This is a genomic window from Elusimicrobiota bacterium, from assembly GCA_016706425.1.
GTDB lineage: Bacteria > Elusimicrobiota > Elusimicrobia > FEN-1173 > FEN-1173 > JADJJR01.
On sequence record JADJJR010000001.1, the window covers coordinates 1,725,284 to 1,749,333 of the forward strand.

The window sequence follows — 24,050 nt, forward strand, 5'->3', positions numbered from 1 at the left end:
ATTGAGACGGAGATCTTGTGGACACAACGCGCGCGCTGATCGGCCGAACCCTGGTGTTCGGAATCCCCGGCCCCACCGTGACCGACGCGGACAAACGCCTCTTCCGGGACACGGGCGCCTCCGGACTCATCCTTTACCGCATCAATTACCGCTCCCCCGCGCAAATCCGCGCCTTGATCCGCGACCTGGAAGAAGCCGTGGAACGGCGTCTGTTGGTCACCGTCGACCACGAGGGCGGCCGCGTCGTCATGTTCGGCGGAGGGGTGACCGTTTTCCCCGACAATTTGGCCTTCGGAAACGCCGGGCGGGCGGATTGGGCGCGGGCCGAAGGGCGCGTGGAGGGCCGGGAGCTCCGCCGGCTGGGGATCGACGTGAACTTTTCCCCCACCGTCGACGTGTTGACGGACGCCTTCAGCCCCAACATCGGCATCCGCTCCTACGGCCGCGACCCGCGCCGCGTCGGGGCCCTGGCCGCCGCCCGCATCCGGGCCCTTCAGGCCGAGGGCGTGAGCGCCTGCGCCAAACACTTTCCCGGTTTGGGCCCGGCCACCCGGGACCCCCATCTCGACCTTCCCGTCATCGACACGGGCTGGGCGGAGCTCCGCCGTCGTCCCCTCGCGCCTTTTCGGGCCGCCCTGCGCGCGGGGGTCGATCTGGTCATGACCTCCCACCCGCTCTACCCCCGCCTCACGGGCGGCGAGCGGATTCCGGTCACTTTTTCCAGACGGTTAACGCACGATCTCCTGCGAAGCGAATTGGGGTTCCGCGGCGTGATCGCTTCGGACGATTTGGAAATGGGCGCTCTCAAGCGGTTCGGCGGTCCCGGCCCTTCGGCCGTCCGCGCCGCCCGCGCCGGCCACGACCTCCTCCTCTGCTGCCACCGGGCGGGTTGGCAACGGAACGTTTATTCCTCGCTCGCCGCGGCGCTGCGGTCCGGGGAGATCAAAACCGCCGATCTGGAAAGGTCCGTTGGGCGGATCGACGCCCTCCGGGGCGCCCATCGTCCGCGCTTCGCCCCCGGCACGCCCCGCCCGGAGCGGGGCGGCGTCGCCCTGGCGGACCGTGTGGCACGGGCCGGGCTCCGAACACGGCCCGGGCGCGCGCCCTTGCCGGTGCCCGCGACATCAAGAACACTGATCCTGTTCCCTCGGCTGCGCCCCCTGGCGAAAAATATTTTCATTGAATCCGAACTGCAAAACCCGGCGGATCTCTTTCCCCCCGCCCCCCGCCTTCGCCTTCTGCCCATCGATCCCGGCCGCGAAGACATCGCCCGCGCCCGCGCGGCGGCGAACCGGTCGGACGCCGTTGTTTTTTTCTGCTACGACGCGCACTTGCAACCCGGGAACCGCCGGTTGTTGAAAACCCTGGAGGCACTGGGCGTCCCCCTCGTGCTCGTGGCCCTTCGGGACCCTTACGACATCGAATTCGCCCGCCCCGCGACCACCGTGGTCACGGCCACCGGATTCCGTCGATGCCAAGTCGCCGCCGCCCGGCGGGCGGTGTTCGGCCGGTGACCCCCACGGTCATCGCCATCGACCGGGGCGGCAGCGCCCTGCGCCTGTTCGCCGCCCGCGGGGGCCGCGTCATCGCCCGATGGCGGGGGCCGACCCGCCCCCTCTCCGCTTTAAAGAACTGGCTCGAAACCTTTGGACGCCGGCGGGGATGGCCGCGGGCGGACCGATTGATCGTCGGGTCAAAAGGGATATGGACCCGGGCGGAACGCCGCGCCTGGGCGCGGCGATGGTCCGGTTCGGCGAAAAGCGTTTCGGTGTTTTCCGACGTGGAGCTGGGCCACCACGCGGTCCTGGGAACGCGCCCCGGCGTGACGCTCGTGGCGGGCACCGGCTCCATGGCGCTCAAGCGGGACGCCCGGGGCCGCTGGGTTCGGGCCGGGGGGTTGGGCCCCCGACGCGGGGACGAAGGGTCCGGGTGGTGGATCGGGAGGGAATCTTTGATTCGCGCGGGGCGCGCCGTGCCCGCCGATCCGTCGCCGGCGGAGGTGCGCCGTGTCGCGGCCCGGGCCCGGCGCCTCTTGGCGGGCCGGTCCGCGCGGGCCCTGGGGCTGCAACAGGAAGCCGCCGAGCGCTTGGTGGCTTTGGTTTTGTCGGTGCGGCCCGAGCGGAGGCATCCGGTGGTGCTGACCGGCTCGCTGTTTGAAAATCGTTTGTTTCGAAGGCGGGTTGAAAAGGCCCTGCGCGAACGGGCGGGCTTATTTTGCCTACGGGCCGAGGAAAACCCGGCCCGGCGGGCCGCCGCGCGTCCCCGTCAGTTTCCGGCGGGCGCGCCCCCGTCGCTGCCCCGCCGGGGCGCCAGGAAATAAAGGCGTCCCTTTTCCCAGAACGACACGGCGAATTTTTCCGCCTCGGGGCCGCCGCCCGCAAAAAAATCCACGCGCCCCGGGCCTTTGATGGCTCCGCCCTCATCCTGGTTGAGGATGTAACGGGCGACGGGAATGTCTTCGCGGGCTTCCATCCAGCCCAAGGCCCCCGCGGGGAAAAGGGAAAAATCCGTCGCCACCGACCGCCCCCCCGTCAACGGGGCGTTGATCGATCCGAACACTTTCTCCCGATTGGCGCTTCGATCGATTTGAAAAAAAACGTACCGGGGATTGACGTTGAGATACGACTGGCGTTGGGGGCTTTTTTCCAAAAACGACACCATGGTTCGACGGCTGAACCGGCTCCCGGGCAACACACCGGTCGCGATCAAATTCCCGCCCACCGATTTGTAGGGATGGCCGTTGTTTCCCGCGTAGCGCACCCGCAGCCGCTCCCCGTTGGGCAACCGCAACCAACCCGATCCCTGAACCTGAAGGAAAAACACCTGCACCGGGTCGTCCGCCCAGGCGATTTCGAGACCGCGCCCCCGCAGAGCCCCCTTGGAATCGATTTCCTCCCGGGTGTGGTAAGGGCGGGTTCCGGCGGCCGAACGCCGCACGACGGTTTTGACCCCGCGCGCGGAGACGCGCTCCTCCAAATCGGGGGGACGCGCGTAGAGGGGGTATCGGTAGCGATCGGTTTTTTTGAGGGACGCGGGCAGTTCGTGTTCGTAGTAAGAGGAAAACACAACGGTCCGATCGGCGTCCGTGCCCGCGGACATGTAAACAATGAAATCGCGACGAACGCGTTCCGTCAGGCCCAGGCCGAGTCCCGGCAGGTCGTCGGCCAGACGCCCGTAGGCGACGGCCAGTTCGGCGGCGGTGTAGGCGTCGGTTCCGAATAGGAAAATCCGATCGCCGGGTTGGCGGGCGTAAAAATCCACGCTGGCCCGAAGGGCGCGAGCCAGGGCCGGGCGCGGGGCGTCATCGGTCAACGCGGGCCAGGCCGCCGCCTCCAGCCGGACCAGCCCCCGGTCCGTCGGCGACGGCGCGAACGCCACGGGGCCCCCCCCTTTTTTTTCCACGGGTCCCAGGCACCCGGCCAGGGCAACGAGCGCCAGGGCGGCCGACCGGGAGCTCACGAGCGATCGAACTCCGCTTCCACGGTCGAGGCGTCCCACCGGACCACCGCGCGCTTCAAAAGACCGTCGCGGTTGAAGGTCAAGCGACCGACGATCGAAACCGGCCGTGATTCCGTGGTCACCCCGAACCGGTAGATCAAGGTTTCATCCTCCCCCAAAAAGACCTTCTCCCCGGGTTCCCCGAGCAAGAAAATCGTTCGGGTGAGGCTGGGCAATTCCGCTTCCACCGCGGGGGACAGACGGATCTTGGCCCGGGCCAGGCGTTTCATTTCGTAGACCGCCGCGTCTTTGGCTTGTTTGAAGGTTTCAACGAGGACATTGCGCGAGAACAGGAGAAGGAACGTTTCGGGAACTATGATTTTTACCAATTTGCGTTCCCGGTAAGCCAAGTCCAGGGAGAGTCGATCAAGAGGGGGCGGAAGGGCGTCGGTCGAACGGTGAAGAAAGAATTCGTAGTGGTCGAGGGTGCCCTCTTCGGTGAGAGTTTCGCCCGCGGGGGGAGCGCCGATGAGGAAACGCGTGTCCTTTTGAAACAGCACCGGGGTGAGAAATTCGATCGTCAATGCCGCGCGACCGCCGATTAAAAAATGGCGGTCGAAATCCACCAACTGCCGTTTGACGTCCAGAAGCCGCAGGTAGACGCACCCGCTCAAAACCCCCAGGGCCGCGACCGCCGCGGCCAGGACCCCCGCGCGGGCGACGCGACTCACGGGGCGGCGTTGGCCTCCGACGCCCGCAATTCCGCTTGGAAGGTTTTCACCATCCCCTGAATGACCCGGGCGTGGAGATCCTGGGCCTCGGCGTCGCTCAGGGTTTTATCGGCGTGGCGGAACGCGACGCGAAACGCCAGGCTCCGCCGACCGGCGAGCAGTCCCCCGCCGGTGAAAACGTCGAAAAGTTCCACGGATTCCGCCGCGGGGATTTCGCGATGGATCCAAAAAACGATCGAGGCCCAGGACACCGCGTCCGGAAACACCAGGGAGAAGTCGCGCACCAAGGCCGGCTGACGGGAAAGGCCCGCGAAGGAAACCGCCGCGCGGGGCCCGGCGGCAGCGGCCGACAAATTCAGTTCCCCAACCCAGGTCTCCGGGGAGAGGCCCAACGCCTCCGCCGTCCGCGGGTGGACGCGACCGTAAACCCCGAGGCGGGTTTCCCCCATCCAGACGGTTTGGGCTTCAACGGGATGAAGGAACGGGACATCCGGAGCGGCGAACCGCGCTCCGGCCAATCGAATGTCCTTCAAGTACGCTTTCGTCCAAGCCTTGGCGTCCCAAACATCCAGCGCCCGGGGGCGCCGGGACCAATGGTCCCCGTGGGAGCGGCCCACGGCCACCCAGGCCAGGTGATCGGCCTCTTCGACGCCGGCCGGGCCGCGGTGGAACACCCGGGCGGTTTCGAACAGGCGGACCAGGCCGTTCCCGCGACGAAGATTTCCTTCCACCAAGGGCATCAAACCGGCCAGGAGCGACGGGCCAAGGCATTCGCCGGACAAAGAGAGGGGGTTGTCCACCTCCGCCGGGATTTCCGCGCCGGGGCCGGCCCATTTTTCCCAGAGCGCGCGGGGAATCAAGCCGGCGGTTTTGGCCTCCAAAAATCCCAACCCGACGAAGCGGGCCCGGGCCGCCAAGACAAGCCGCCGCAAAGGCGTGTCCCCCTGGGGGGCCATCGTGGCGCCGCGGACGCGCTCCGGCACGTGGTCCAAACCGATGGAACGGGCGATTTCCTCCGCCACGTCGGCCGTGTCGCGGACGTCGGCCCGATGCGGGGGACGTTTGACCTTTAGATTTTTCCCGGCGCCGGTTACGACAAACCCCAACGGGGCCAAAGCTTGTTTCACTTGAGACGCGGTGAGGGACGTCCCCACCAGCCCCGCCAGGCGATCCAACCGAACGTTCACCGGGGACGCGGCCTTGGCTTTTACCGCCACGATTTGATTTCCCGTGGCCCGACCGCCCGCCATTTCCAAAATCAAGGCCGCCGCGCGGCGCGCCGCCAGGGCGGCCAGCACCGCGTCGGTTCCCCTTTCAAAACGGTAGGAGCTTTCGGTGGAAATGTTCAGGACCCGGCGGGTTCGGCGCACATCGGAAGGCGCGAACACGGCGCTTTCCAAAAGCAATTCCGTCGTCGCGTCGGACACGGCGGTCGGTTGGCCCCCCATCACGCCGGCCGCGGCCACCGGGCGATCGGCGTCGGCGATCACCAGCAAACCCTCGACGGGACGGGTCACGCCGTCCAGGCACGCCAAGGTTTCCCCCGCCGCGCCGCGACGGACGACCACCCCGGCCCCCGCCAGGGTTTTGCGATCGAACGCGTGCAGGGGATGCCCCAGGTCGAGCAACACGAAATTCGTCACGTCCACCACGTTATTGATGGACCGCAGGCCGCACCGTTCCAGGCGCAGGCGGAGCCAAAGGGGCGAAGGACCGATCCGAACGCCCTCGAGAACCCGGGCCGCGTAGTAACCGCAGGCGGCGTCCCGCACGGCGACCAAATCACGGCGCGCGGGCCCCGCGGCGGCGTGGGCCGCCGGCGTTTTCATTTTCCGGCCGAAGGCGGCCGCCAATTCGCGGGCGATGCCCCAATGGGAGAGCGCGTCCGGGCGGTTGGGGGTGACTTCGATTTCCAAAACGGTGTCGTCCAGGCCCAGCAGGTCGGTGACGTTTTTCCCGAGCGGCGTGTCGCCGGGAAGTTCAAAGAGCCCGGCGTGGTCGTCCCCCAATCCCAATTCGCGGGCCGAACACATCATGCCGTGGGATTCGACGCCCCGCAGCGGACGCTTTTCGATGACGAAATCCCCGGGCAATCGGGCGCCCAGGCGCGCCAGGGGGTAAACCCCTCCGGCCCGGACGTTGGACGCGCCGCACACCACCGGGAAACGTTGTTCCCCATCGAAGACCGAGCACACTTTGAGTTTGTCGGCGTTGGGGTGTTTTTCCGCCGACTCCACCCGCGCGGACACCACCCCCGACACGTCGCCGCCGACCCGTTGGTGGGAGGACACCTCGAAACCGCGCTTGAGAAGCGCCGCGGCCACGCGTTCCGGCGATTCTTTGATGTCCACGAAATCCCTCAACCACGCGAGCGAAAGCTTCACGCGAAGGCCCCCAGAAAGCGGGTGTCGTTCTCATAAAAGAGCCGCATGTCGTCCACGCCGTATTTGAACATGGCCACCCGCTCGACCCCGATGCCGAAGGCCCAGCCGGAAAGGGCGTCGGCGTCGTAGCCGGCGGCGCGCAACACGTTGGGGTGGACCAGGCCCGATCCCAACATTTCCACCCACCCCGTCCCCTTGCACACCCGGCAGCCTTTTTGACCGCAGAGCGTGCAAGAAATATCCATTTCCAAACCGGGCTCGACGAACGGGAAGAAGGACGGACGGAAGCGCGTCCGCACCTCGGTTCCGGCGCCGCCGAACAACCGCTGCGCGAAGAGGGACAGAACGCCCTTCAAATCCCCCAGGGAAATGTCGGTGTCCACCGCCAGGCCCTCCACCTGGTGGAACACGTAGGAATGGGTGGCATCGACGTTCTCATGGCGGAAAACCCGCCCCGGCGCGACGATGTACACCGGGGGTGGGTGGGACCGCATCCAGCGGATCTGAACGGGGGAGGTGTGGGTCCGCAACAGGAGCGGGCGGCCCGCTTCGTCTTTGTGATCCTTGAGGTAGAACGTGTCGTGGGCGTCGCGCGCCGGGTGATCGGGCGGGTGATTGAGGGCGGTGAAATTGTTGTCGTCGGTCTCTACTTCGGGCCCCTCCGCCACGGAAAAACCCAGACGGACGAAGATGTCGACGATTTCTTCTTGAACGCGGGTGAGGGGGTGAAGTCCGCCCCGGAGGAAGGGATCGCCCGGCAGGGTGAGGTCGAGCGGGGCGCGGGTGAGGGCGGCGTTCAACCGCGCCTCGTCCAAGTCTTTGCGTCGCCGCTGGAGCGTCTCTTCCAAGGCGTTTTTCAACTCGTTGGCGCGTCGCCCCACGTCCCGCCGTTCCTCGGGGGAAAGTCCGGGCAGGGCCGCCAGAAGAGCGGTCAACCGCCCGTCCTTGCGCCCCAAGTACTTCAAACGGAACGCTTCGAGGGCCTCCGGGGTGGACAGACCTTCCGCCTCGGACAGGCTTTCGGCTTTGAGCGCGTCGAGCTGTTCCAGTAGAGAGGTCAAGGGAGAGCGTCCGGGGTGCCGGACGCGGACCGACTATTTCGCCGTCGCGTTTTCCTTCGCCAGGGCCGTGAGTTTTTGGAAGGACGCCGGATCTTCCCCCGCCATGTTGGCCAAGACCTTACGGTCGAGGACCACGCCGGCGTTTTTGAGGCCGGACACGAAACGGGAATAGCTCAGGCCGTCCTGCCGGGCCGCGGCGTTGATCCGCTGAATCCAGGTGCCGCGAAAATCGCGTTTTTTCTGTTTGCGGCCGCGGTACATGTGACGCATGGACATTTCGAGGTGCTGAATGACCATGCGCCAACGGTTTTTCTTGGTCGCGTAGGCGCCCTTCGCGCGACGGAACCATTTCTTCTTGCTTTGACGGGACGCGACGGTTGTTTTAACGCGCATAGGGCATCAGGGTCTTGATCATTTTGGTTTGGACATCGTTCAAAACGTTGTCCTTCCGGAAGCGCCGACGGCGGTTCGACGACATGCCGATGAGCAGGTGGCGTCGCCCCTGCGTCTGGTGCATGACTTTGCCGGTGCCGGTGACGCGAAATCGCTTTTTGGTGCCGCTGTGTGTCTTTATTTTGGGCATGTCCCTTCTCTTTTTGTTTATTTCTTCTGCGGAGCCAACATCAAAATCATTCGGTTCCCGAACATGGTCGGCGCGCTTTCCACCGTGGCCGTCTCGCCGAGATTTTCTTTCAAGCGATCAATGATCTTTCTGCCGAGGTCCTGGTGTTCCATCTCCCGGCCGCGGAACATCACGGTGATGCGCACCTTGTCGCGTCCGGCCAAGAACTTCTGGATCTGCCGGAACTTGGTATCGAAATCGTGTTCGCCGATACGCGGGCGGAAACGGACTTCCTTGACTTGGCCGCCCTTGGCGTGCTTGCGGGCCTCTTTTTTTTGTTTCTCCTTTTCGTAACGGTACTTGGAGAAATCGACGACTTTGCACACCGGCGGGTTGGCCTGCGGGGCCACTTCCACCAGATCTTTGCCGCGATCTTGCGCCGTCCGCAGGGCTTCGTCCAGATTTTTAACGCCCAATTGGGTGCCGTCTTCGTCGATCAGGCGCACCTGCTGAGCTCGAATTTGGTGGTTCACGCGTGGCCCGCCGCTGAAGCTGGACTGGGGCCGTTGAAAGGTTCGGGGGTAGATGCTCGTTGCCTCCTAAAAAAAACAGAGGAGGGAACCCTCCTCCGTCGTTGTAAAGCGAAGTGATTCTAACAGAAGGGCGATGCCGCTGTCAACTATTTCGCGGGGGCCGGGCCCCCTCCCATTTCGGACTGGGCCTCCGCGGCCCAAAGCGATTTAGGGTAAAGGGCGACGACCTTTTCGAAGACCTTGCGGGACTCTTCGGGCGCGTTCAAGGCACGATGGAGGCGCCCCAATTCCATGTAAGCGCGCGGGGCCAAGAGGTGCTCGGGATAATCTTTAAGGAAGAGCTGGAAATGCCGGACCGCCTCGGCGTGCATTTTCATTTCCACGGCCGCCGCGGCCATCCCCGCCAGCAAGATCGGTTTGTACGCGGGGTGGTTGGTCCGCGTGTAGGCCTCTTCGTAGACCGCGGAAGCGTCGGCGAACTTTTCGGTCTGCATGAAAGCGTCGCCTTTGATAACGGCGGCTTGGAGCCCCACGGGATTCACGCGGTTTCCCTTAATCACTTCATCCAAGATTTGGAACGCCTCATTCTGACGCCCCGCCGACAACTGCATGCGGGCCATGGTCAATTGATCGGCCCCTCGGTCGGCCAAACGACCGCGGTTGACGATGATGAGCGCGGCAAACCCGCCCGCCAGGACCGACAACCCCAAGGCCAACCCCAATTGGGCGCGGTGTTCCCGGGCCCATGAGAAAAGACGGTCCGTCGCGGATTGTCTTCCCGGGGACCGACCCCGCAACGTGTAGAGTGTGCTGGACATAATTTTCCTCTCTTCGGATTTCGATTCCCCCGGCCCAAAAATCGCCCCCGGGCGGAATTGAACCACCAACCTTCTCCTTAGGACGGAGCCGCTCTATCCAATTGAGCTACGGGGGCAAAACCCAAGGTACATCTGGTTTCCGCGCTAACGCGCTTCAACCATTTCCTCGCCACCCCTGGCTCGGTCACCATTGAGCTACGGGGGCAAAACCCAAGGTACATCTGGTTTCCGCGCTAACGCGCTTCAACCATTTCCTCGCCACCCCTGGCTCGGTCACCATTGAGCTACGGGGGCAAAACCCACTAATAAGTCAACAACGCCGTGACGGGAAAATGGGGTATTTTCCCCCGCCCCTTCAAAAAGCCCAATTCAATTAAAAACACCGCTCCCACGACCCGCGCCCGCGCGGCCTTCACCAAGCGCGCCACGGCCGCCGAGGTGCCCCCCGTGGCCAAGACATCGTCCACGATCAACACCCGATCCCCGGGGCGAAGGGCGTCGACGTGCATTTCCAGGGTGTCCTTGCCGTACTCCAAAGCGTAACATTCGGACAACGTTTTGTAAGGCAACTTCCCCTTTTTACGCACGGGCACGACCCCGACGCCCAACACCGCCGCCACCGCGGACCCGAACAAAAACCCCCGCGATTCGATGGCCACGATTTTGTTGGCCCGCGCCGCGCGGGCCACCCGGGCCAAACGCAACACCGACCGACGAAAGGACGGGCCGTGCCCCAACAGGGGCGTGATGTCCTTGAAAACGATCCCCTTTTTGGGGAAATTCGGCACGTCGCGGACAAACCCAGCCAGGGCGGCCAGTGAACGGTCCATCTCAGACCAAACCGAGACGATGGGCGGCGCGCCGCAAGCGCGCCAACCCCCGCTCCTCCAATTGGCGCACGCGCTCCCGCGACAGCTTTAGCTTTTTGCCGACTTCCTCAAGGGTCATGGGATCCCGCCCCGTCAAGCCAAAACGCATTTGCAAAATGCTTTTCTCCCGGGCTTCCACCTGGTCGAGGGCGCGCGCCAAATCTTCCCGGACCCGCAGGTAGGAAAACACCTCTTCGGGCCCCAGATCGTTTCGGTCGGCGACAATGTCCCGCACGAAAAGGTTTTCATCCTCGTCCAAAGGCGTGTCAAGACTGCCGACGGACTTGGCCGCCTCGTGGGCGTCGATCACGCTTTTGATTTGCCGGGGGGACAGATGGAGGGTTTTGCCCATCTCCTGCATGGTCGGGCTGCGCCTCAGGCTGACGGACAAACGGTCCCACTCCCGCAGCCACTTGCGAAGGGCCTCCAAGGCGTGGGGCGGTATGCGGATGGTTTTGGATTGTTCGTCGTAGGCGCGCCGGACGGCCTGTTCGATCCAGTAGGCCGCGTAGGTGGAAAAACGGAAACCGCGTTTCGGGTCGAACTTGTCGACCGCGTGCATGAGGCCGAGGTTGCCCTCTTCGATCAAGTCCAGGAAATCAACGCCGGGCCGGTAGTACTTCTTGGCGATGGGGATGACCAGGCGCAGATTGGTTTCAATGATGCGTTTCTTCGCCTTGGGGTCGCCCTTTTTCGCCAGCCGCCACAGTTCCGAAACGTCTTCCTTGCTGACGTTTTGCAGCCGACGAACGCCGCCGAAGTACAGGGTGACCGAATCCAAACTTTCTGCCATGAACGCTCCCGGTGTCAGCCTTGAATGTCAAACCCTTCGCCGTCGTCGCGCCGCGGGGACGCGACGAACTCGTCCCAGCGGTCCACGCGCGCAAAGGGATGCGCTTTTTCCAGATGGTGGCGCAACGCGTCCAGCGCGCCGGGGGGGCCCTCCGCCTCGGCGCTCACGGATCCGTCGGGTTCGTTGCGAACCCATCCGCGCACGCCGCGGGCGCAGGCCGCGCCCGCACAGAACGCCCGAAACCCCACGCCTTGAACCCGCCCGAAAAATCGCCAGCGTCGGCGCTCAACGGCCACGGATTTTTGGAAAATACCGTCGGGTGTCTCTCGGGGTGCGGGGTCGCGAGCGCCTGAGGCGCTCGTTCGCGACGGGCCGAACAGGCCCCGGGTCCCACGGCCGATGAAACACCAACGTCTTTTCCCCACTCCCCCCACGATCCCGGTCCGCGGGGCACTTCACCGTCGGGTGTCTCTCGGGGTGCGGGGACTTGAACCCCGGACCTCTTGGTCCCGAACCAAGCGCGCTACCAACTGCGCTACACCCCGAGACACACCCGCCGTCACAAATCCCACACCGGTTCAAAACAATACCATTGATCGGCGTACAGGGTGAGATATTTTTCCAGAACGAGGGCCATCTTGTCCATCAAATTCTTGACGGCGTCGGGGCCCTCCGGCCAAAGGGGCGCCTCCACAATCGTCCGGTAGTGGCCGGGCCGATCCATCACCACAAAACCCGGAATCACGGGCGTGTTGAACCGGCAAGCGAACAAAAACGGGCCCCGCGGCAACCGCGCCGGCCGACCGCACAGGGTGACGGTCGCGCCGTCTTCGCCGAAGGGCCGGTCGGCCAGCATCACGACGCTCCCGTGGTTTTTTAACACTTTCCCCACGCCGTGGGCCGCGCCGCGTCCGACGGCCAAATAGCGCAAGGTCGGCGCCCGGCGTTTTTGAATAAACCTCTGCATCGCCCGGGATTTGTAAGGTTGAAAAACGGCCGTCACCGGCCAACCCCAATCGGCCAAAACCCGCCCCCCCAATTCCCAGTTTCCCAGATGGGAGGTCAACACCAGAACCCCGCGCCCCACCGCGCGGGCCGCCTCGGCGTGTTCCCGGCCCTCCACCGCGATGTCCACAACCCGTCCCCCCAGGAAATCCGACAAGGTGACTCCGAAATTGCGGAAAACATCCTCGGATTTAAATCGCCGCCCCGACCGTTCGTTGATAACGGCCAAGTTTCGCTCCACCGCCGCCCGTTTCATCGGGAAAAAACCGCCCACCGCGCGACCGATTCGCGACGCCAAAGCATAGCGAGGCCGGGCGGGCAAGAGGCCGCAAAGGGCGCTCGTCGACGCCAGTCCCGCGGCCCAGAAATGTTCACGCAACAGGATGACCCTCCGCGCGGGACCGCGCGGGCCGCCGTTCTTCCATCAACGACACGATGGCCTCCGCGGCGTCTCGGGCGGCCCACGGGCGCGCCAGCGCGCGTCCGTTTTCCCGCAATTGCTCCAGCCGACCCCGGTGGTTGAACAAGCCGCCGACCGAGCGGACCAACTCGTCCAGGGTGTCGGCGCGAACCGCCGCCCCGTGGCGGAGAAGAAATTGGGCGTTGCGCTCCTCCTGGCCCGGAATGGGCTCGATGATGATCATTGGCAACCCCTTCGCCAAAGCCTCCGACGTGGTCAAGCCGCCGGGTTTTGAAATCAGGACGTCCGAGGCGTCCATCAACCGGTGGATCGTGCGCGTGTGGCCCAGAACACGCACGTGGCGGTCGTCGCCGAACCGCGCATTAAGGGAGCGCACCAACCGCCGGTTGGTGCCGCCGACCACGATGAACTGGAGCCCCAAGGGCAAATGCCGGAGGGCGTGGACGGCGTCCTCCACCGGACCCAGACCGTAATTGCCGCCCATGACCAGCACGGTGGGGCGGGTCGGGGAAAGTCCCAAAGCCCGCCGTTCTTCGCCCTTGTCGCCCCGGGCGCCGAAGTGCGGATCCACCGGAATGCCCGTCACCCGCACGCGGGATTCGGGGACGCCCAGGCGGATCACCCGGCGGCGGATTTCCTCGCTGGGGGTCAAATAGAGATCCACCTCGGGCGAAATCCAATATTTGTGAACGCCGAAATCCGTCAGGATGCCCACGAGCGGCGTGCGGATTTTTCCCCGGGCCTTCAGGGCGGACAACAGGCCCACGGGAATCGCCTGGGTGCAAACGATGCAGCGGGGCCGGTGTTGGCGCAGGAGGTCCGCGATGCGGCCGGTGTTGAAAATGTGCATCAAGTCGCGGATGTCGCGGGTCGCTTTTTCCACGATGGGGTTGTCGTAGAGGACGTCCCACACTTGGGGCGCGTGCTTCAAAACCTGAAGGTACAGGCGGGAGACGAACTTGCCGAACACCGGGTTCGCGTAGCTGACGGAATTGACCCCCTCGCAGGGCACGGGCGGGTGCCGGTGGCGCAACACGTTCATCACCGCCTCGGCGGCGCGCTGATGGCCGCTGGTGGGCGAGATGTAACAAAAGAGGACTTTGCGCTGGGGGATCAAGGATGGGGGCTCAAAAAAGAGAATCGGCTCGTTGAATCGGGGCGGTGGGGATTGAACCCACGACCTCTCGCACCCCAAGCGAGTGCGCTACCACTACGCTACGCCCCGGTTCAACGAGCCGACCGCTACTTCTCATAGGTGACCGCTTTTAAATCTTTTACGAGGGCCGACAACTCGGTCTTGAGGTCCCGAAGGACTTCCACCGCCGCCGTCGTTTCGCCGAAGCCCAAGGGCATCTGCACCGGCCCGCGCTTGGCTTCCTGCCGCAGGTGGCGCTTGACCCCCGCGAGGGTGAAACCGCGCTCTTCCACGAGGCCGCGCACCTTGGCCAACAACTCCAAATCTTTTTTTGTGTAGCGGCGATGGCCCGAGCCGCGCCGCGCGGGGCGCACCAGGCCGATGGCCTTTTCCCAATACCGCAACGTGTGCGGTGGAACCCCGGTCAAGCGACCGATCTCGCCGATGGTGAGGAGGTCCTTGTCCGGCGGCGCGCCCAAGATCATGGAAAGGAGATTAAACCAAACCCCGCGACGGAAATCAATGCGGGGCGGGAAAAAGGCGGTCGCCGGCCCCGCCCCGTTAGAACCCGGGGCGGGGCCGCGCCGCCGTCAAACTATTTTGAGTGTGGCACTTTGACCAGCACGTCGGCGGTGGCCGTGTTGCCGGCGGCGTCCCGCGCTTCGATGCGAACGGTGTAGACCCGGCCGTTCCCGAGGCCCGACCGTTCGGCCCTCAACTTGAGGGTGTGGTCCCCCGTCACGTCCCAGTCGGGGGAGACGTCCCCGTCGCCAAGTCCGTTTTCGGGTTCGTTGCTCGTCACCGAAACAATGCGGAAGCTCGGCGCCGGGTCCTGGTCATCGGAAACCGTGGCGGTAATTTCCACATTCACCCACTTGTGATTGGGCGGCCAAAGAAGCCCGGGTGTCGCGGCCGCGTTTACAATGACCGGGGGCGTCGTGTCACCACCTTCCCATTCCACCAGGAAGGCGTTGCTGATGCCGCCCAGGTCCTCCAACGTATCAACGTTGTCGTTCCAAACGCCGTTGTGCATTTGCAGGGTGTTTTCATTGCCGTAGGTGGTGACGTTGTTGGGCTCCCCGGGACCCCAATTCGTGTAGGTCCACGGTTCGCCGGTTAGCCACATCCACCCACCGCCGGGTTCCTCGGCGCCGTCAGGCTGGCTCGCGCCCAGAAACACGAACAGGTCGCCGGAACTGTCGATATTGGCGTTGATGAAGTCCTGCTCGTCTTGGGAGGTGACCGTGGCCAAATAGCCGCCCATCGCCTCCGCTTGCGCGCGCGCGTCCGCCAGCGACATCGGTCGCCGCCCGTCGTTGACGAACAATTGATAGGAATGGCCGTTGGCGGGATTGACTACGACGCCCGCCTCCGGGGTGGAGGACTGGGCCGAAAGACGCGACATGCCGGGCCCGTTGCCCGTCAATTTCGACATCGATTCCGGGTTGGAGCAACCGATCCCGGCGAACGCCATGGACAACCCAACAAACACACGCATTTTGTTGTTCATCATGAACACCTCGCGAAACGGAATGTGCGGCATTAAATGCCCGCGTGGGCATTTGACCACAATAAAAAACCAAAAGCAAGGGGCGGCGGAGATAAAACTAGCGGGGCTCGGCGGAAAAGCGGGGGCGGTAGCGGTACTCGCGCACGCCTTTGAGGTGCGCGCGCGCGTCGTCGGCGAACTGGCCCAAGGCGGCCCGATCGTCCGGGGCGAGGGCGAACAGGTCGGGCTCTTCCTCAAAAAAGCTCACGGGCAAAACGTAAAACCGGGCGATGTCGTCGGTTTGGCGCTTCCACACGTGGGTGGGGGTGTAGCCCCAATCGACGGGGCGTGTGCCCTTGTCGTCTTTGACCAGTTCCAAGTGGCCAATCATGCCGCCGTCGCGAAATCGATCGCGCTGGTTGGAAATAAAATTGCCGTGGGAGTAAAAAACGACCCGAAGGCGCTTTTTGTGTTTCAACGAAACGATCTCCTGCAACACGTGCGGGTGCGACCCGATCACCGCGTCCACCCCGAGGCGGATCAGCCGGCGGGCCAACTGTTTTTGCGATGGGTGGGCGCCCCGCTCGTATTCGACTCCCCAATGCAGGGCGGCCAAGATGAAATCGGCCTTCGCGGCCCGGGCCTTGGCCACGTCGGCTTCCAACTGTTTTGTATCCAAATAATTCACCGAGGTGGGCGTCGACACCTTCAGCATGTTCGTCCCGTAGGTGGCGTTTAGAAACGCCAGGCGCACCCCTTTGACGTCGACGATCCGGGGGTAGGTTTGCTCCCGCTCCTCCGGCGAAGCAAAGGTGCCGGTGTGGGGAATGTTTCGTTCGTCCAGCGTCCGCAGGGTGCGGAGAAGGCCCTCCTCGTTCCGATCGCAGGCGTGGTTGTTGGCGGTGAGCAACAGGTCGAACCCGGCTTCTTCAAGGGCGTCCGCCAGGGCGTCCGGACTCGAGAAACGCGGGTAGCCTTTGTAGGGCTCTCCCGCCAAGGTCACTTCCAGGTTGGCGACCGCGAGGTCGGCGTGGTCCAAGATAGGCTTGATATAAAGGTAATTGTGCCGGTAATCGTGGGAACCGTCCGCGGTCCGGGCCGAGGCGATTTGGGCGTCGTGGCCCATCACGTCGCCCACGAACATGAGGTGCACGCGCGTCTCCGCGGCCCGCAGGGGCGAAAGGGCCAGGACCCCCAGGAAGAACGCGCGCCGCACGGTCCCCCCGTCGATCAAAGCAGGCCCTTGGCCATTTTGAACTTCACGCGGCGGCGCGGGGGGATCAGCACCGGCTCCCCGGTGCGGGGGTTGCGCGCGGGCTTGCTTTTCCGCATGACCACGTGGAAACTGCCGAACCCCTGCACCACGACTTTGTCCCCCTCCTGCAACGCCTTGCGCATGCCTTCGAATATCCGCGTGACGGCCGCCTTCGCCTCTTGGCGCGTGCCCAGGGATTGGGCCGCGATCTGGATGATGTCGGCTTTGTTCATATCTTCTCCTCCGTTTGTCGAATAAAAGGGGCCACGTGCATCATTTCCGCGACGGGCGGGCGCGACAGCAGGTCCCGCATGGCGGCGCGCGCCGGTTTGCCCTCGTAAAGCATGGCGTACAGTTCGGTGATGATGGGCAAATCCAATTTATGGTGGTCCATCAATTGTTTGGCGCTTTTGGTCGTGAAATACCCCTCCGCCACCATGGTCATCTCCCCCAGGGCCTGCTCGGCCGATTTCCCCTGGCCGAGCTTTTCGCCCAGCAGGCGGTTGCGGGAGTGCCGCGACGTGCAGGTGACGATCAAATCCCCCAGGCCCGCCAAGCCCAGGAAGGTCAACACCTGGGCGCCTTCCGCGACGCCGACGCGCACCATTTCGTTCAGCCCCCGCGTCATGAGCGCGGCCTTGGTGTTGTCCCCCAGGCCCAACCCGTCGCAGACGCCGCAACCCACGGCGTAGACGTTCTTCAGCGCGCCGCACAACTCCACCCCGACGAAATCCGGGTTGGTGTACACCCGCAGGCTTTCCGAATTGAAGAGCCGCGTCAAATGTTCGCGGAGGGCTTCGGGCCCCGCCGCCACCACCGCCGTCGGAACCGACCGCGCCACCTCTTCCGCGTGGGAGGGTCCGGCCAACACGGCCGTGCGGCCCGCCAAAGCCGGTGTTTCCTCCTCCATCACGCGGGTCATGCGTTTTAAAGTGTCGTTCTCGATGCCCTTGGACACGCTCACCGCCCAGGCCGACGGGGCCAGGGCGTTCGACACGCGCACGGCCCGGAAGGTGGCGCGCACGTGTTTCGAAGGGACGGCGTTGACAAGGACGGGCCGGCCCGTCAGGGCCTTCGCCATGTCCTCGGTCACGCGCACGTCCGGGTGCAAAACAAGCCCGTCCAACGTCGGAAGCCGCCGCTCCCGTTCGAGCCGCGCGGCGGCCGCCGGGGAAATCTCCCAGAGGACGACGTCGTGGCCGTTCCGGGCCAGGTGATCGGCAAGGGTGGCGCCCCAACTGCCGGCGCCCAAAACCGCGATTTTTTCCTTCATAAAGATTTGGGGTCTCCTTTCTTGAAACCGAACAACGGGGGCTCCTCCCCCCGCGCCAACCGTTTCATATTGGGTATGTGTCGAAGGACCACCACCAAACACAACGCGACCGCCATGGCCTCCCGCGCCGGGGAAGCGCCGGCGAACCACGCCGCGAGGGGCAAAACCACGGCCCCCGCCAAGGACCCCACCGACACCCGCCGCGAAACGGCAAAGGCCAACGCGAAGACGAGCAAGGCCACCCCCATGGGCCCCGGCAGCAACGCCAGGAAAACCCCCGCGGACGTGGCCACGCCCTTTCCCCCGCGGAAACGCACCCACGGCGACCAGGTGTGGCCCGCCACGGCCGCCGCGCCCGTGAGCAAGGGCACGGCCTCCACCGGCAAGCCCCGCAAAGCGCCCCAGACCGGCAAAAACCCTTTTAAAATATCGATCAACAGGGTCGCGACGCCGGCGCCGCGCCCGACGGACCGGAACACGTTGGTCGCCCCCACGTTGCCCGACCCCACCGTGCGGATGTCGATGCCTTTGAGGGCGCGCCCCATCAGATACCCCGTGGGCAGGGACCCGGCCGCGAACCCCACCAAAACCCACAGCCCTTCGTTCATGATTTCCCCCGCTTGAACTTGAAATGGATGGGCACCCCGGCCAAGCCGTGTTGCGCCCGGAACACGTTATCCAGCCGCCGCTCGTAGGAGAAATGGATGTCCTCCGGCTCGAGGCTGGTTCGAAGCACGAACGTCGGGGGCGCCACGGCCACCTGGCGCGCGCTGTGGAAAACCAACTTCTGGCCCCTCTGGTTGTAGGGGCGCTCTTGGACGGTTTTCCAAAAGAACGCCGTCAACTCCTCGTCGTCGAAGCGCCGGTGGTATTCGTCGCGCGTCGCGGCCAGCTTGGCCAACAGGTCCTCGATGTGGTGGCCGGTTTTGGCCGAAAAGAACACAATCGGGCTGTGGGACAAAAAGGGCATGCCCTCGGGCGCGCGGTCGCGGTAGTACTTGGCCGTGGGCGCGTGGTCCGTCACCAGATCCCACTTGTTGACCCCCAGCACGCAGGCGCGCCGTTTCTCGTCGATCAGCCGGCCCACGGCGACGTCCCCCTCGGTCAACCCCTCCCCCGCGTCGACCAGCAAGAGCGCCACGTCGGAACGGTCCAGGGCGCGTTCCGTCATCAGCCGGGTGAGGTTTTCCAAATTGTCCGCGCGGGATTTTTTGGCGCGCAACCCGGCCGTGTCCACCACGCGAAACGGACGCCCGTTCCAGGCGAAGCGCGTGTCCACCGTGTCGCGGGTCGTGCCGGGGACGGCCGACACGATCATCCGCTCCTCGCCCAACAAGCGGTTCGCCAGGGACGATTTGCCCACGTTGGGCCGCCCCACCAGGGACACCGCCACCTCGTCGGGGTCGGCCGCGTCGTCGCCGGGGAGGTCCCCGCCGATGAGGTTTTCAATCTCCTCCAACAACACGTTGACCCGCCGACCGTGGGTCGCCGAAATCGTCACCAAACGCGAAAAACCCAGGCTCGCGAAATCGGCGAAGGCCCCGTCGCGGCCCGCGTCGTCGGCCTTGTTCACGGCCAGCACCACGCGCGACGAGCGCGGGCGCAGGAGCCGCGCGAAAGCCTGGTCCTGGGCGGTGAGGCCTTCCCCCGCGTCCACGACCCAAAGGACGGCGTCCGCTTTTTCAAGCCACGCCTCCACCTGCGCGCGCACCGACGACAAAACGTCCTCGGACCCCGGCGCGTAACCGCCCGTGTCGATCACGCGGTAGGCCCGGCCGTTCCAATGGCAAATCCCTTCGATCCAGTCGCGGGTGGTCCCGGCGATCGGCGAGGTGATGGCGCGTCGTTTTTCCGTCAGCCGGTTGAAGAGGGTGGATTTGCCGACGTTGGGTCGGCCCACCACCACGATGGTGAGGCGGGGGTCTTTGATCACCCGAGCTCCCCGAGCCGCTGGGATCCCACCCACACGTAATCGATGGTGGACAGGACGGTCACGACGATCATGGGAAGGGTTAAAAATTTCGGCCAAGGTTGCCCGGGGAAAGTGAGCAGGGCGATGACCGTGGCCATCTGGGCGAAGGTCGTGGCCTTGCCCAAGGCGCGGGGCTCGATGCGCGGCACCCGCGTGAGGATGAACATCACGTTCCAGCCGATCAGGATGAGCAGGTCGCGGAAGAGCACCACGATAAACACCCACATGGGCGTGCGGCCCAAAAGCGCCAGGATCAAAAAGGAAGACGACAACAGGAGCTTGTCGGCCACCGGGTCGAGGAATTTTCCAAGCAGGGTTTGCTCGTTCCGCCAGCGGGCGACCGCGCCGTCCAATATGTCGGAGAGCGCCGCGAGCAAAAAGATGTAAAGGGGCCACAGGCGCTCCCCCTTGAGAAGCAGGATAACCAAAAGGGGCGTCAGAAGGAGCCGCAGGATGGTGATGCGGTTCGCCCAGGTAAGGCGCGGCCGCGGGGCCGGACCGGCTGTCGCGTGTCTCGTCATTTTTTTTGTCCTTTGGAATCAGCGCCCAGGGCGCTTTCAAACCGTCCCCAATTGGAGGGGCTCAACATGGCCCGCAGGCGGGTGCCGCCGGGGGCGGATTTTTCCCCCAGCACCCGGCCGGCGGCGTAAAACAGGGGCAACAACGAACGTCGGTCGTGAGGCAAAAAAACGGTGCGCTCTTCCAACGCGGCGTCCAACCGCTTTTCCAACGCCGCGAGCAAGCGGGGCAGCCCCTCGCCCGTCCGGGCCGAAACCAAAACGTCCCCCCGCCGCTCGTGCTGAGCGCGCTGGGCGGGCGTCAAGACGTCCGCTTTGTTGTGCACCGTCAATTGGGGCAGGGCGTCGGCGGCCAAATCCTTCAGGACGTCGGTCACAACGTCGGCGTGGGTCGGCCAGGCCGGGTCCGCCGTGTCCACCACGTGAAGCAACATGTCGGCGTCGCGCGCCTCTTCGAGGGTCGCGCGAAAAGCCGCCACCAGGTGGTGCGGCAAATTCTGAATGAACCCCACGGTGTCCACCAGGAGGGCCATCCGCCCGCCCGGCAACTTGACCCGCCGGGTGGTGGGATCCAGGGTCGCAAACAAACGGTCATCGGCGTAAACGTCCGGCGCGGGGCCCGTGTTCAGGGCGTTGAGCAGGGTCGATTTGCCCGCGTTCGTGTACCCGACCAGCGCGATCAGGGGCAGGGGCGTCCGCCGCCGGTTGTCGCGCCGCAGGGCGCGCTGACGGCCCACGGCTTCCATTTCCTGTCGAAGACGGACGATGCGCTCGCGGATCCGCCGCTGGCTGATTTCCAATTTCCGCTCGCCCGGCCCGCGGGTGCCGATGCCGCCGGTTTGCTGTTCGAACCGGCCGAATTTTTCGGTGGCCCGGGGCAGAAGGTAATTCATTTGGGCCAACTCGACCTGCAACTTGCCCTCGCGCGTGCGCGCCCGCTGGGCGAAAATATCAAGGATCAGGCGCGTGCGGTCGATGATTTTGGCCGGCACGATCTCCTGCAAATTCCGTTGCTGGGTGGGCGATAATTCCGCGTCGACCACCACGGCGCTCAAGCGGGCCTGGCGCGCGAGGTTCGCGATTTCCTCGGCCTTGCCCCGGCCCATCAATGTGGCGGGGTCCGGGCGGGCGCGCTCCTGGATGATTTCCGCCACGGCCGTCCCGCCGGCGGTCTCCAACAACCGCTTCAGCTCGGCGAGGGACGCCTCTTCCCGGGGTCCGGCGCCCTTCGCCCACACCCCGACCACCGCCGCGCGTTCCATGTTGGCTGTCATTTTACTTTTTTGGGCGACGCATTTCGTCGGCGATCGCCGCGGCGTCCAGCGGCGGCGTGACCGTCCACCACCGGACGGGCTCGGCGCGGAACCAGGTGCGCTGTCGTTTGACGTAGAGGAGCGTCTGCCGCAGGAACGCCGCCTCAAAGGCGACGCGACTCATCCCGCCGCGAACGCAGACCGCGCCTTCCCGATACCCCAGGGACTGAAAGGCCGGAGCGTCGGGGGAAATTCCCGCCGCGAGCAACGCCGCGCATTCTTTCAGGACGCCGGGCGCCATGGCGGCGCACCGCGCGGTCAAGACAACCCGGTGGACCTCCGGCGGCAGGACGAGGCCCGTCCACTCAAAATCCCACTCGGCGGGACGGGTTTCCTTGGCCTGCCAGTCCGAAAGCGGCCGGCCGGTCCGCGCGTGGACTTCGAGGGCCCGGAGAACGCGCTGCAAATTGTTGGCGGGGATGGCCCGCGCGGCCACCGGATCGACTTGGGACAGCAGGGCGTGCACGTGGTCCCGCCCCCGCGCCGCCGCGAGTTCTTCCCAGGAGCGGCGCAGGGATTCGTCCCGGGGCGGCAGGGGGGCCAACCCCCGCACCAACGATCGGAGGTAGAGCCCCGTTCCGCCGACGATGATCGCCGGCGTCCCGCGGCGGGCCAGGTCCGACAAAACGACCGCAGCCTCCTTGACAAAACGTCCGGCGGTGAACGGTTCCGTGGGATCGGCCACGTCCACCAAATGGTGCGCCACCCCGGCCGCCACGTAGCGCCGCCCCGCGGCCGTGTCCCGCCATTCGCCCTCCGGCTTCGCGGTCCCGGCCGACAAACCCCGGTACACCTGGCGCGAGTCGGCCGAGATGATTTCCGCCCCGAGGGCGCGGGCGAGGGCCAGGGCCACGGCGCTCTTGCCAACGCCCGTGGGCCCCACCAAGATCCGAACCGGCTGCCCGCCGGGCCGCCGGGGGTCGGCGAACATCAATAATGTCCCAGGGTCCCGTCGGCGCGGGCGCGGCGGACCGCCCGGCCGAAGGTGAAGACGCCCAGGGGCCAAATGACGACGATGAAAACCGAGAGCCAAACCAATTGAGGGACGATGACGTTCCACCCCGCGCCCATCAACAGCGTTTGCCTCAAACCCTCCAGCGCGTGGGTCATGGGAATAAAAAACGCGGCCCGTTTGAGGCCGGGCGGCAAAGCGGCCAAGGGGAACAGCACCCCGCCCAACAAGTTGCTGGTCGCCTCCATGATCCAGGTGACGGGGTTGCCCCGTTTGAAACGCATGATGAACGACGCCGCGAAAACGCCCAGACCCATGAAGGCCAACAGCGTGAGGACCAAAACCGCCAAGGCGGGCGCGAGCCGGGTTTGGGAAAGGCGGAACCCGAAAAAGGCCGCGCCGACCCCCAAATACAGCGCCACCCGGACGGTGGCGTAAAGAAAATCCCAAAGGGACGACCCGATCAAGAAACGCGGCGTGCTCACCGGCGTGACCAACAGCGGCTCGAGCGTGTTTAAAAATTGCTCCTGCCGAAGGGATTGGGAAAACGAATTGAGGCCGACGTTCTGGTAAGCGGCGAAGGCCACGCCGATCAACACGAAAGCGAAGTAGTCCCCCCCGTAGGCCCGCAGAAAGGGCGCGGCCGCCGCGCCGAACATTTTGGCCACGTAGTAATAGGTGGCGGCGGTAAAAAAAACGCCCAGCAGGTCCATGACGAAACCGAGTTTGTAGGACGTGTGGATGTTCGCGTCCCGCCGGAAAAACGCCCAGAGGGTCCTCACGCGACGGGCTCCGTCATTTGATGGAAAAACCGCTCGATGTGGAAACGCGGGTCCGCCGCCCGCGCCGCCGCCACCGATCCGACGAAACGCACTTTTCCCTCGGCCAGAACCACCCAGCGGTCGGAGATTTTTTCGGCGTCTTCCAGGTGGTGGGTCGAGACGATCACGGTTTTCCCCTGTTCGCCGACCCATCGGTCGCGAATCACCACGCGCAGGCGCGCGGCGAACAGGGGGTCGAGATTTTGGTGGGGTTCGTCCAAGATCAACACCGCCGGGTCGTGCAGGGCCGCCCGCGCCAGAAGGAAGCGTTGTTTCTGCCCGCTGGAGAGCTCGCGGTGGGGGCGGTCGAGGGACCCGGACAAATCCAACAACGCGTCCAGCGCCGCCAACCGACGGTCGAATTCCGCGCCGGTCATCCCGTACATTTGACCGTAAAACCACAGGTTGAGTCGTCCGGACAGGCGCCCGTAAAACGATTGATCCTCGGTGGAGGCGAAGCCGATGCGCCGTTTGGCCCAATCCAAGGACCGGTGGACGTCCCGGTCGCCCAACCGGACGCGCCCTCCGTCGGGGATCAACAGCGTGGCGATGCTTTTGAGGAGGGTGGTCTTTCCGGACCCGTTGGGCCCGAGCAGGCAAAGGAGACCCCCGGCCGGGACCGAAAAAGAAACGCCGCGCAGCGCCGCCCGGCGGCCGGAGGCGGTTGAAAAATATTTCGAGACGTTTTCCAGAACCAGCGGCAACAC

27 protein-coding genes and 3 tRNA genes are annotated in these 24,050 nt (G+C 65.1%); 2 read left to right on the top strand and 28 right to left on the bottom strand.

The window, feature by feature from the left end:
- Positions 1 to 17 precede the first annotated feature (17 nt).
- Together nagZ and IPI56_07170 are read left to right on the top strand one after the other, a co-directional pair.
- Positions 18 to 1,514: a beta-N-acetylhexosaminidase gene (nagZ, locus tag IPI56_07165; GenBank protein ID MBK7545506.1), complete on the top strand. Its 1,497-nt coding sequence runs from the start codon at positions 18 to 20 to the stop codon at positions 1,512 to 1,514.
- Positions 1,511 to 2,320, top strand: a complete 810-nt coding sequence (locus tag IPI56_07170; GenBank protein ID MBK7545507.1) for a hypothetical protein — start codon at positions 1,511 to 1,513, stop codon at positions 2,318 to 2,320. The genes nagZ and IPI56_07170 overlap by 4 nt, the downstream gene beginning before the upstream one ends.
- On the opposite strand, the gene IPI56_07175 is transcribed toward IPI56_07170, so the two are convergent.
- The 28 genes from IPI56_07175 to IPI56_07310 form a co-directional block, all read right to left on the bottom strand.
- Positions 2,266 to 3,459 carry an MltA domain-containing protein gene (locus tag IPI56_07175; protein MBK7545508.1) on the bottom strand — a complete coding sequence of 398 codons (1,194 nt, stop codon included), beginning with the start codon at positions 3,457 to 3,459 and terminating at the stop codon, positions 2,266 to 2,268. The genes IPI56_07170 and IPI56_07175 overlap by 55 nt on opposite strands.
- On the bottom strand, positions 3,456 to 4,169 hold the full coding sequence (locus IPI56_07180) for a hypothetical protein (GenBank protein MBK7545509.1): 714 nt from the start codon (positions 4,167 to 4,169) through the stop codon (positions 3,456 to 3,458). The genes IPI56_07175 and IPI56_07180 overlap by 4 nt, the downstream gene beginning before the upstream one ends.
- A complete protein-coding gene (locus IPI56_07185; protein MBK7545510.1) occupies positions 4,166 to 6,553 on the bottom strand; it encodes a phenylalanine--tRNA ligase subunit beta in 2,388 nt (795 codons plus the stop codon). The genes IPI56_07180 and IPI56_07185 overlap by 4 nt, the downstream gene beginning before the upstream one ends.
- Positions 6,550 to 7,614, bottom strand: a complete 1,065-nt coding sequence (gene pheS, locus IPI56_07190; protein MBK7545511.1) for a phenylalanine--tRNA ligase subunit alpha — start codon at positions 7,612 to 7,614, stop codon at positions 6,550 to 6,552. The genes IPI56_07185 and pheS overlap by 4 nt, the downstream gene beginning before the upstream one ends.
- Positions 7,615 to 7,647: 33 nt before the next feature.
- Entirely contained in the window at positions 7,648 to 8,007 is a 360-nt protein-coding gene (gene rplT / locus IPI56_07195) for a 50S ribosomal protein L20 (protein ID MBK7545512.1), read from the bottom strand.
- Positions 7,997 to 8,197 carry a 50S ribosomal protein L35 gene (rpmI, locus tag IPI56_07200; GenBank protein ID MBK7545513.1) on the bottom strand — a complete coding sequence of 67 codons (201 nt, stop codon included), beginning with the start codon at positions 8,195 to 8,197 and terminating at the stop codon, positions 7,997 to 7,999. Before rpmI ends, rplT begins: the two co-directional genes overlap by 11 nt.
- 17 nt (positions 8,198 to 8,214) lie before the next feature.
- Positions 8,215 to 8,709 (bottom strand): translation initiation factor IF-3, encoded by a 495-nt coding sequence (locus IPI56_07205; protein MBK7545514.1) that lies wholly within the window; start codon positions 8,707 to 8,709, stop codon positions 8,215 to 8,217.
- Positions 8,710 to 8,855: 146 nt separating this feature from the next.
- The gene (locus IPI56_07210) at positions 8,856 to 9,527 is read right to left on the bottom strand and encodes a tetratricopeptide repeat protein (GenBank protein MBK7545515.1); all 672 of its coding nucleotides are present in this window, start codon (positions 9,525 to 9,527) and stop codon (positions 8,856 to 8,858) included.
- Between the two features lie 42 nt (positions 9,528 to 9,569).
- Positions 9,570 to 9,643: transfer RNA gene (locus tag IPI56_07215), tRNA-Arg, on the bottom strand.
- Positions 9,644 to 9,829: 186 nt separating this feature from the next.
- On the bottom strand, positions 9,830 to 10,357 hold the full coding sequence (locus tag IPI56_07220) for an adenine phosphoribosyltransferase (protein ID MBK7545516.1): 528 nt from the start codon (positions 10,355 to 10,357) through the stop codon (positions 9,830 to 9,832).
- A 1-nt stretch (position 10,358) separates the two neighbouring features.
- Positions 10,359 to 11,189, bottom strand: a complete 831-nt coding sequence (locus IPI56_07225; GenBank protein MBK7545517.1) for a sigma-70 family RNA polymerase sigma factor — start codon at positions 11,187 to 11,189, stop codon at positions 10,359 to 10,361.
- 14 nt (positions 11,190 to 11,203) lie between these two features.
- Positions 11,204 to 11,500, bottom strand: a complete 297-nt coding sequence (locus IPI56_07230; protein MBK7545518.1) for an acylphosphatase — start codon at positions 11,498 to 11,500, stop codon at positions 11,204 to 11,206.
- A gap of 161 nt (positions 11,501 to 11,661) precedes the next feature.
- Positions 11,662 to 11,734 (bottom strand) — tRNA-Pro (locus IPI56_07235).
- Between the two features lie 14 nt (positions 11,735 to 11,748).
- On the bottom strand, positions 11,749 to 12,573 hold the full coding sequence (locus tag IPI56_07240) for a lysophospholipid acyltransferase family protein (protein ID MBK7545519.1): 825 nt from the start codon (positions 12,571 to 12,573) through the stop codon (positions 11,749 to 11,751).
- The gene (locus IPI56_07245; GenBank protein MBK7545520.1) at positions 12,566 to 13,732 is read right to left on the bottom strand and encodes a glycosyltransferase; all 1,167 of its coding nucleotides are present in this window, start codon (positions 13,730 to 13,732) and stop codon (positions 12,566 to 12,568) included. The genes IPI56_07240 and IPI56_07245 overlap by 8 nt, the downstream gene beginning before the upstream one ends.
- Before the next feature lie 36 nt (positions 13,733 to 13,768).
- Positions 13,769 to 13,840 (bottom strand) — tRNA-Pro (locus IPI56_07250).
- Positions 13,841 to 13,857: 17 nt separating this feature from the next.
- Positions 13,858 to 14,235, bottom strand: coding sequence for a MerR family transcriptional regulator (locus IPI56_07255; GenBank protein MBK7545521.1), 378 nt, complete (start codon positions 14,233 to 14,235; stop codon positions 13,858 to 13,860).
- 110 nt (positions 14,236 to 14,345) lie between these two features.
- On the bottom strand, positions 14,346 to 15,263 hold the full coding sequence (locus IPI56_07260) for a hypothetical protein (protein MBK7545522.1): 918 nt from the start codon (positions 15,261 to 15,263) through the stop codon (positions 14,346 to 14,348).
- Positions 15,264 to 15,357: 94 nt separating this feature from the next.
- The gene (locus tag IPI56_07265) at positions 15,358 to 16,455 is read right to left on the bottom strand and encodes a CapA family protein (GenBank protein ID MBK7545523.1); all 1,098 of its coding nucleotides are present in this window, start codon (positions 16,453 to 16,455) and stop codon (positions 15,358 to 15,360) included.
- A gap of 14 nt (positions 16,456 to 16,469) precedes the next feature.
- Positions 16,470 to 16,727 (bottom strand): HU family DNA-binding protein, encoded by a 258-nt coding sequence (locus IPI56_07270; protein MBK7545524.1) that lies wholly within the window; start codon positions 16,725 to 16,727, stop codon positions 16,470 to 16,472.
- The gene (locus IPI56_07275; protein ID MBK7545525.1) at positions 16,724 to 17,767 is read right to left on the bottom strand and encodes an NAD(P)-dependent glycerol-3-phosphate dehydrogenase; all 1,044 of its coding nucleotides are present in this window, start codon (positions 17,765 to 17,767) and stop codon (positions 16,724 to 16,726) included. The genes IPI56_07270 and IPI56_07275 overlap by 4 nt, the downstream gene beginning before the upstream one ends.
- Positions 17,764 to 18,375 (bottom strand): glycerol-3-phosphate 1-O-acyltransferase PlsY, encoded by a 612-nt coding sequence (plsY, locus tag IPI56_07280; GenBank protein MBK7545526.1) that lies wholly within the window; start codon positions 18,373 to 18,375, stop codon positions 17,764 to 17,766. Before plsY ends, IPI56_07275 begins: the two co-directional genes overlap by 4 nt.
- Positions 18,372 to 19,700 carry a ribosome biogenesis GTPase Der gene (der, locus tag IPI56_07285; GenBank protein MBK7545527.1) on the bottom strand — a complete coding sequence of 443 codons (1,329 nt, stop codon included), beginning with the start codon at positions 19,698 to 19,700 and terminating at the stop codon, positions 18,372 to 18,374. Before der ends, plsY begins: the two co-directional genes overlap by 4 nt.
- Entirely contained in the window at positions 19,697 to 20,260 is a 564-nt protein-coding gene (locus tag IPI56_07290) for a CDP-alcohol phosphatidyltransferase family protein (GenBank protein ID MBK7545528.1), read from the bottom strand. The genes der and IPI56_07290 overlap by 4 nt, the downstream gene beginning before the upstream one ends.
- Positions 20,257 to 21,519 (bottom strand): GTPase HflX, encoded by a 1,263-nt coding sequence (gene hflX, locus IPI56_07295; protein ID MBK7545529.1) that lies wholly within the window; start codon positions 21,517 to 21,519, stop codon positions 20,257 to 20,259. The genes IPI56_07290 and hflX overlap by 4 nt, the downstream gene beginning before the upstream one ends.
- 13 nt (positions 21,520 to 21,532) lie before the next feature.
- Positions 21,533 to 22,501: a tRNA (adenosine(37)-N6)-dimethylallyltransferase MiaA gene (gene miaA, locus IPI56_07300; GenBank protein MBK7545530.1), complete on the bottom strand. Its 969-nt coding sequence runs from the start codon at positions 22,499 to 22,501 to the stop codon at positions 21,533 to 21,535.
- Positions 22,501 to 23,304 carry an ABC transporter permease gene (locus IPI56_07305; GenBank protein MBK7545531.1) on the bottom strand — a complete coding sequence of 268 codons (804 nt, stop codon included), beginning with the start codon at positions 23,302 to 23,304 and terminating at the stop codon, positions 22,501 to 22,503. Before IPI56_07305 ends, miaA begins: the two co-directional genes overlap by 1 nt.
- Positions 23,301 to 24,050, bottom strand: a complete 750-nt coding sequence (locus tag IPI56_07310; GenBank protein MBK7545532.1) for an ABC transporter ATP-binding protein — start codon at positions 24,048 to 24,050, stop codon at positions 23,301 to 23,303. The genes IPI56_07305 and IPI56_07310 overlap by 4 nt, the downstream gene beginning before the upstream one ends.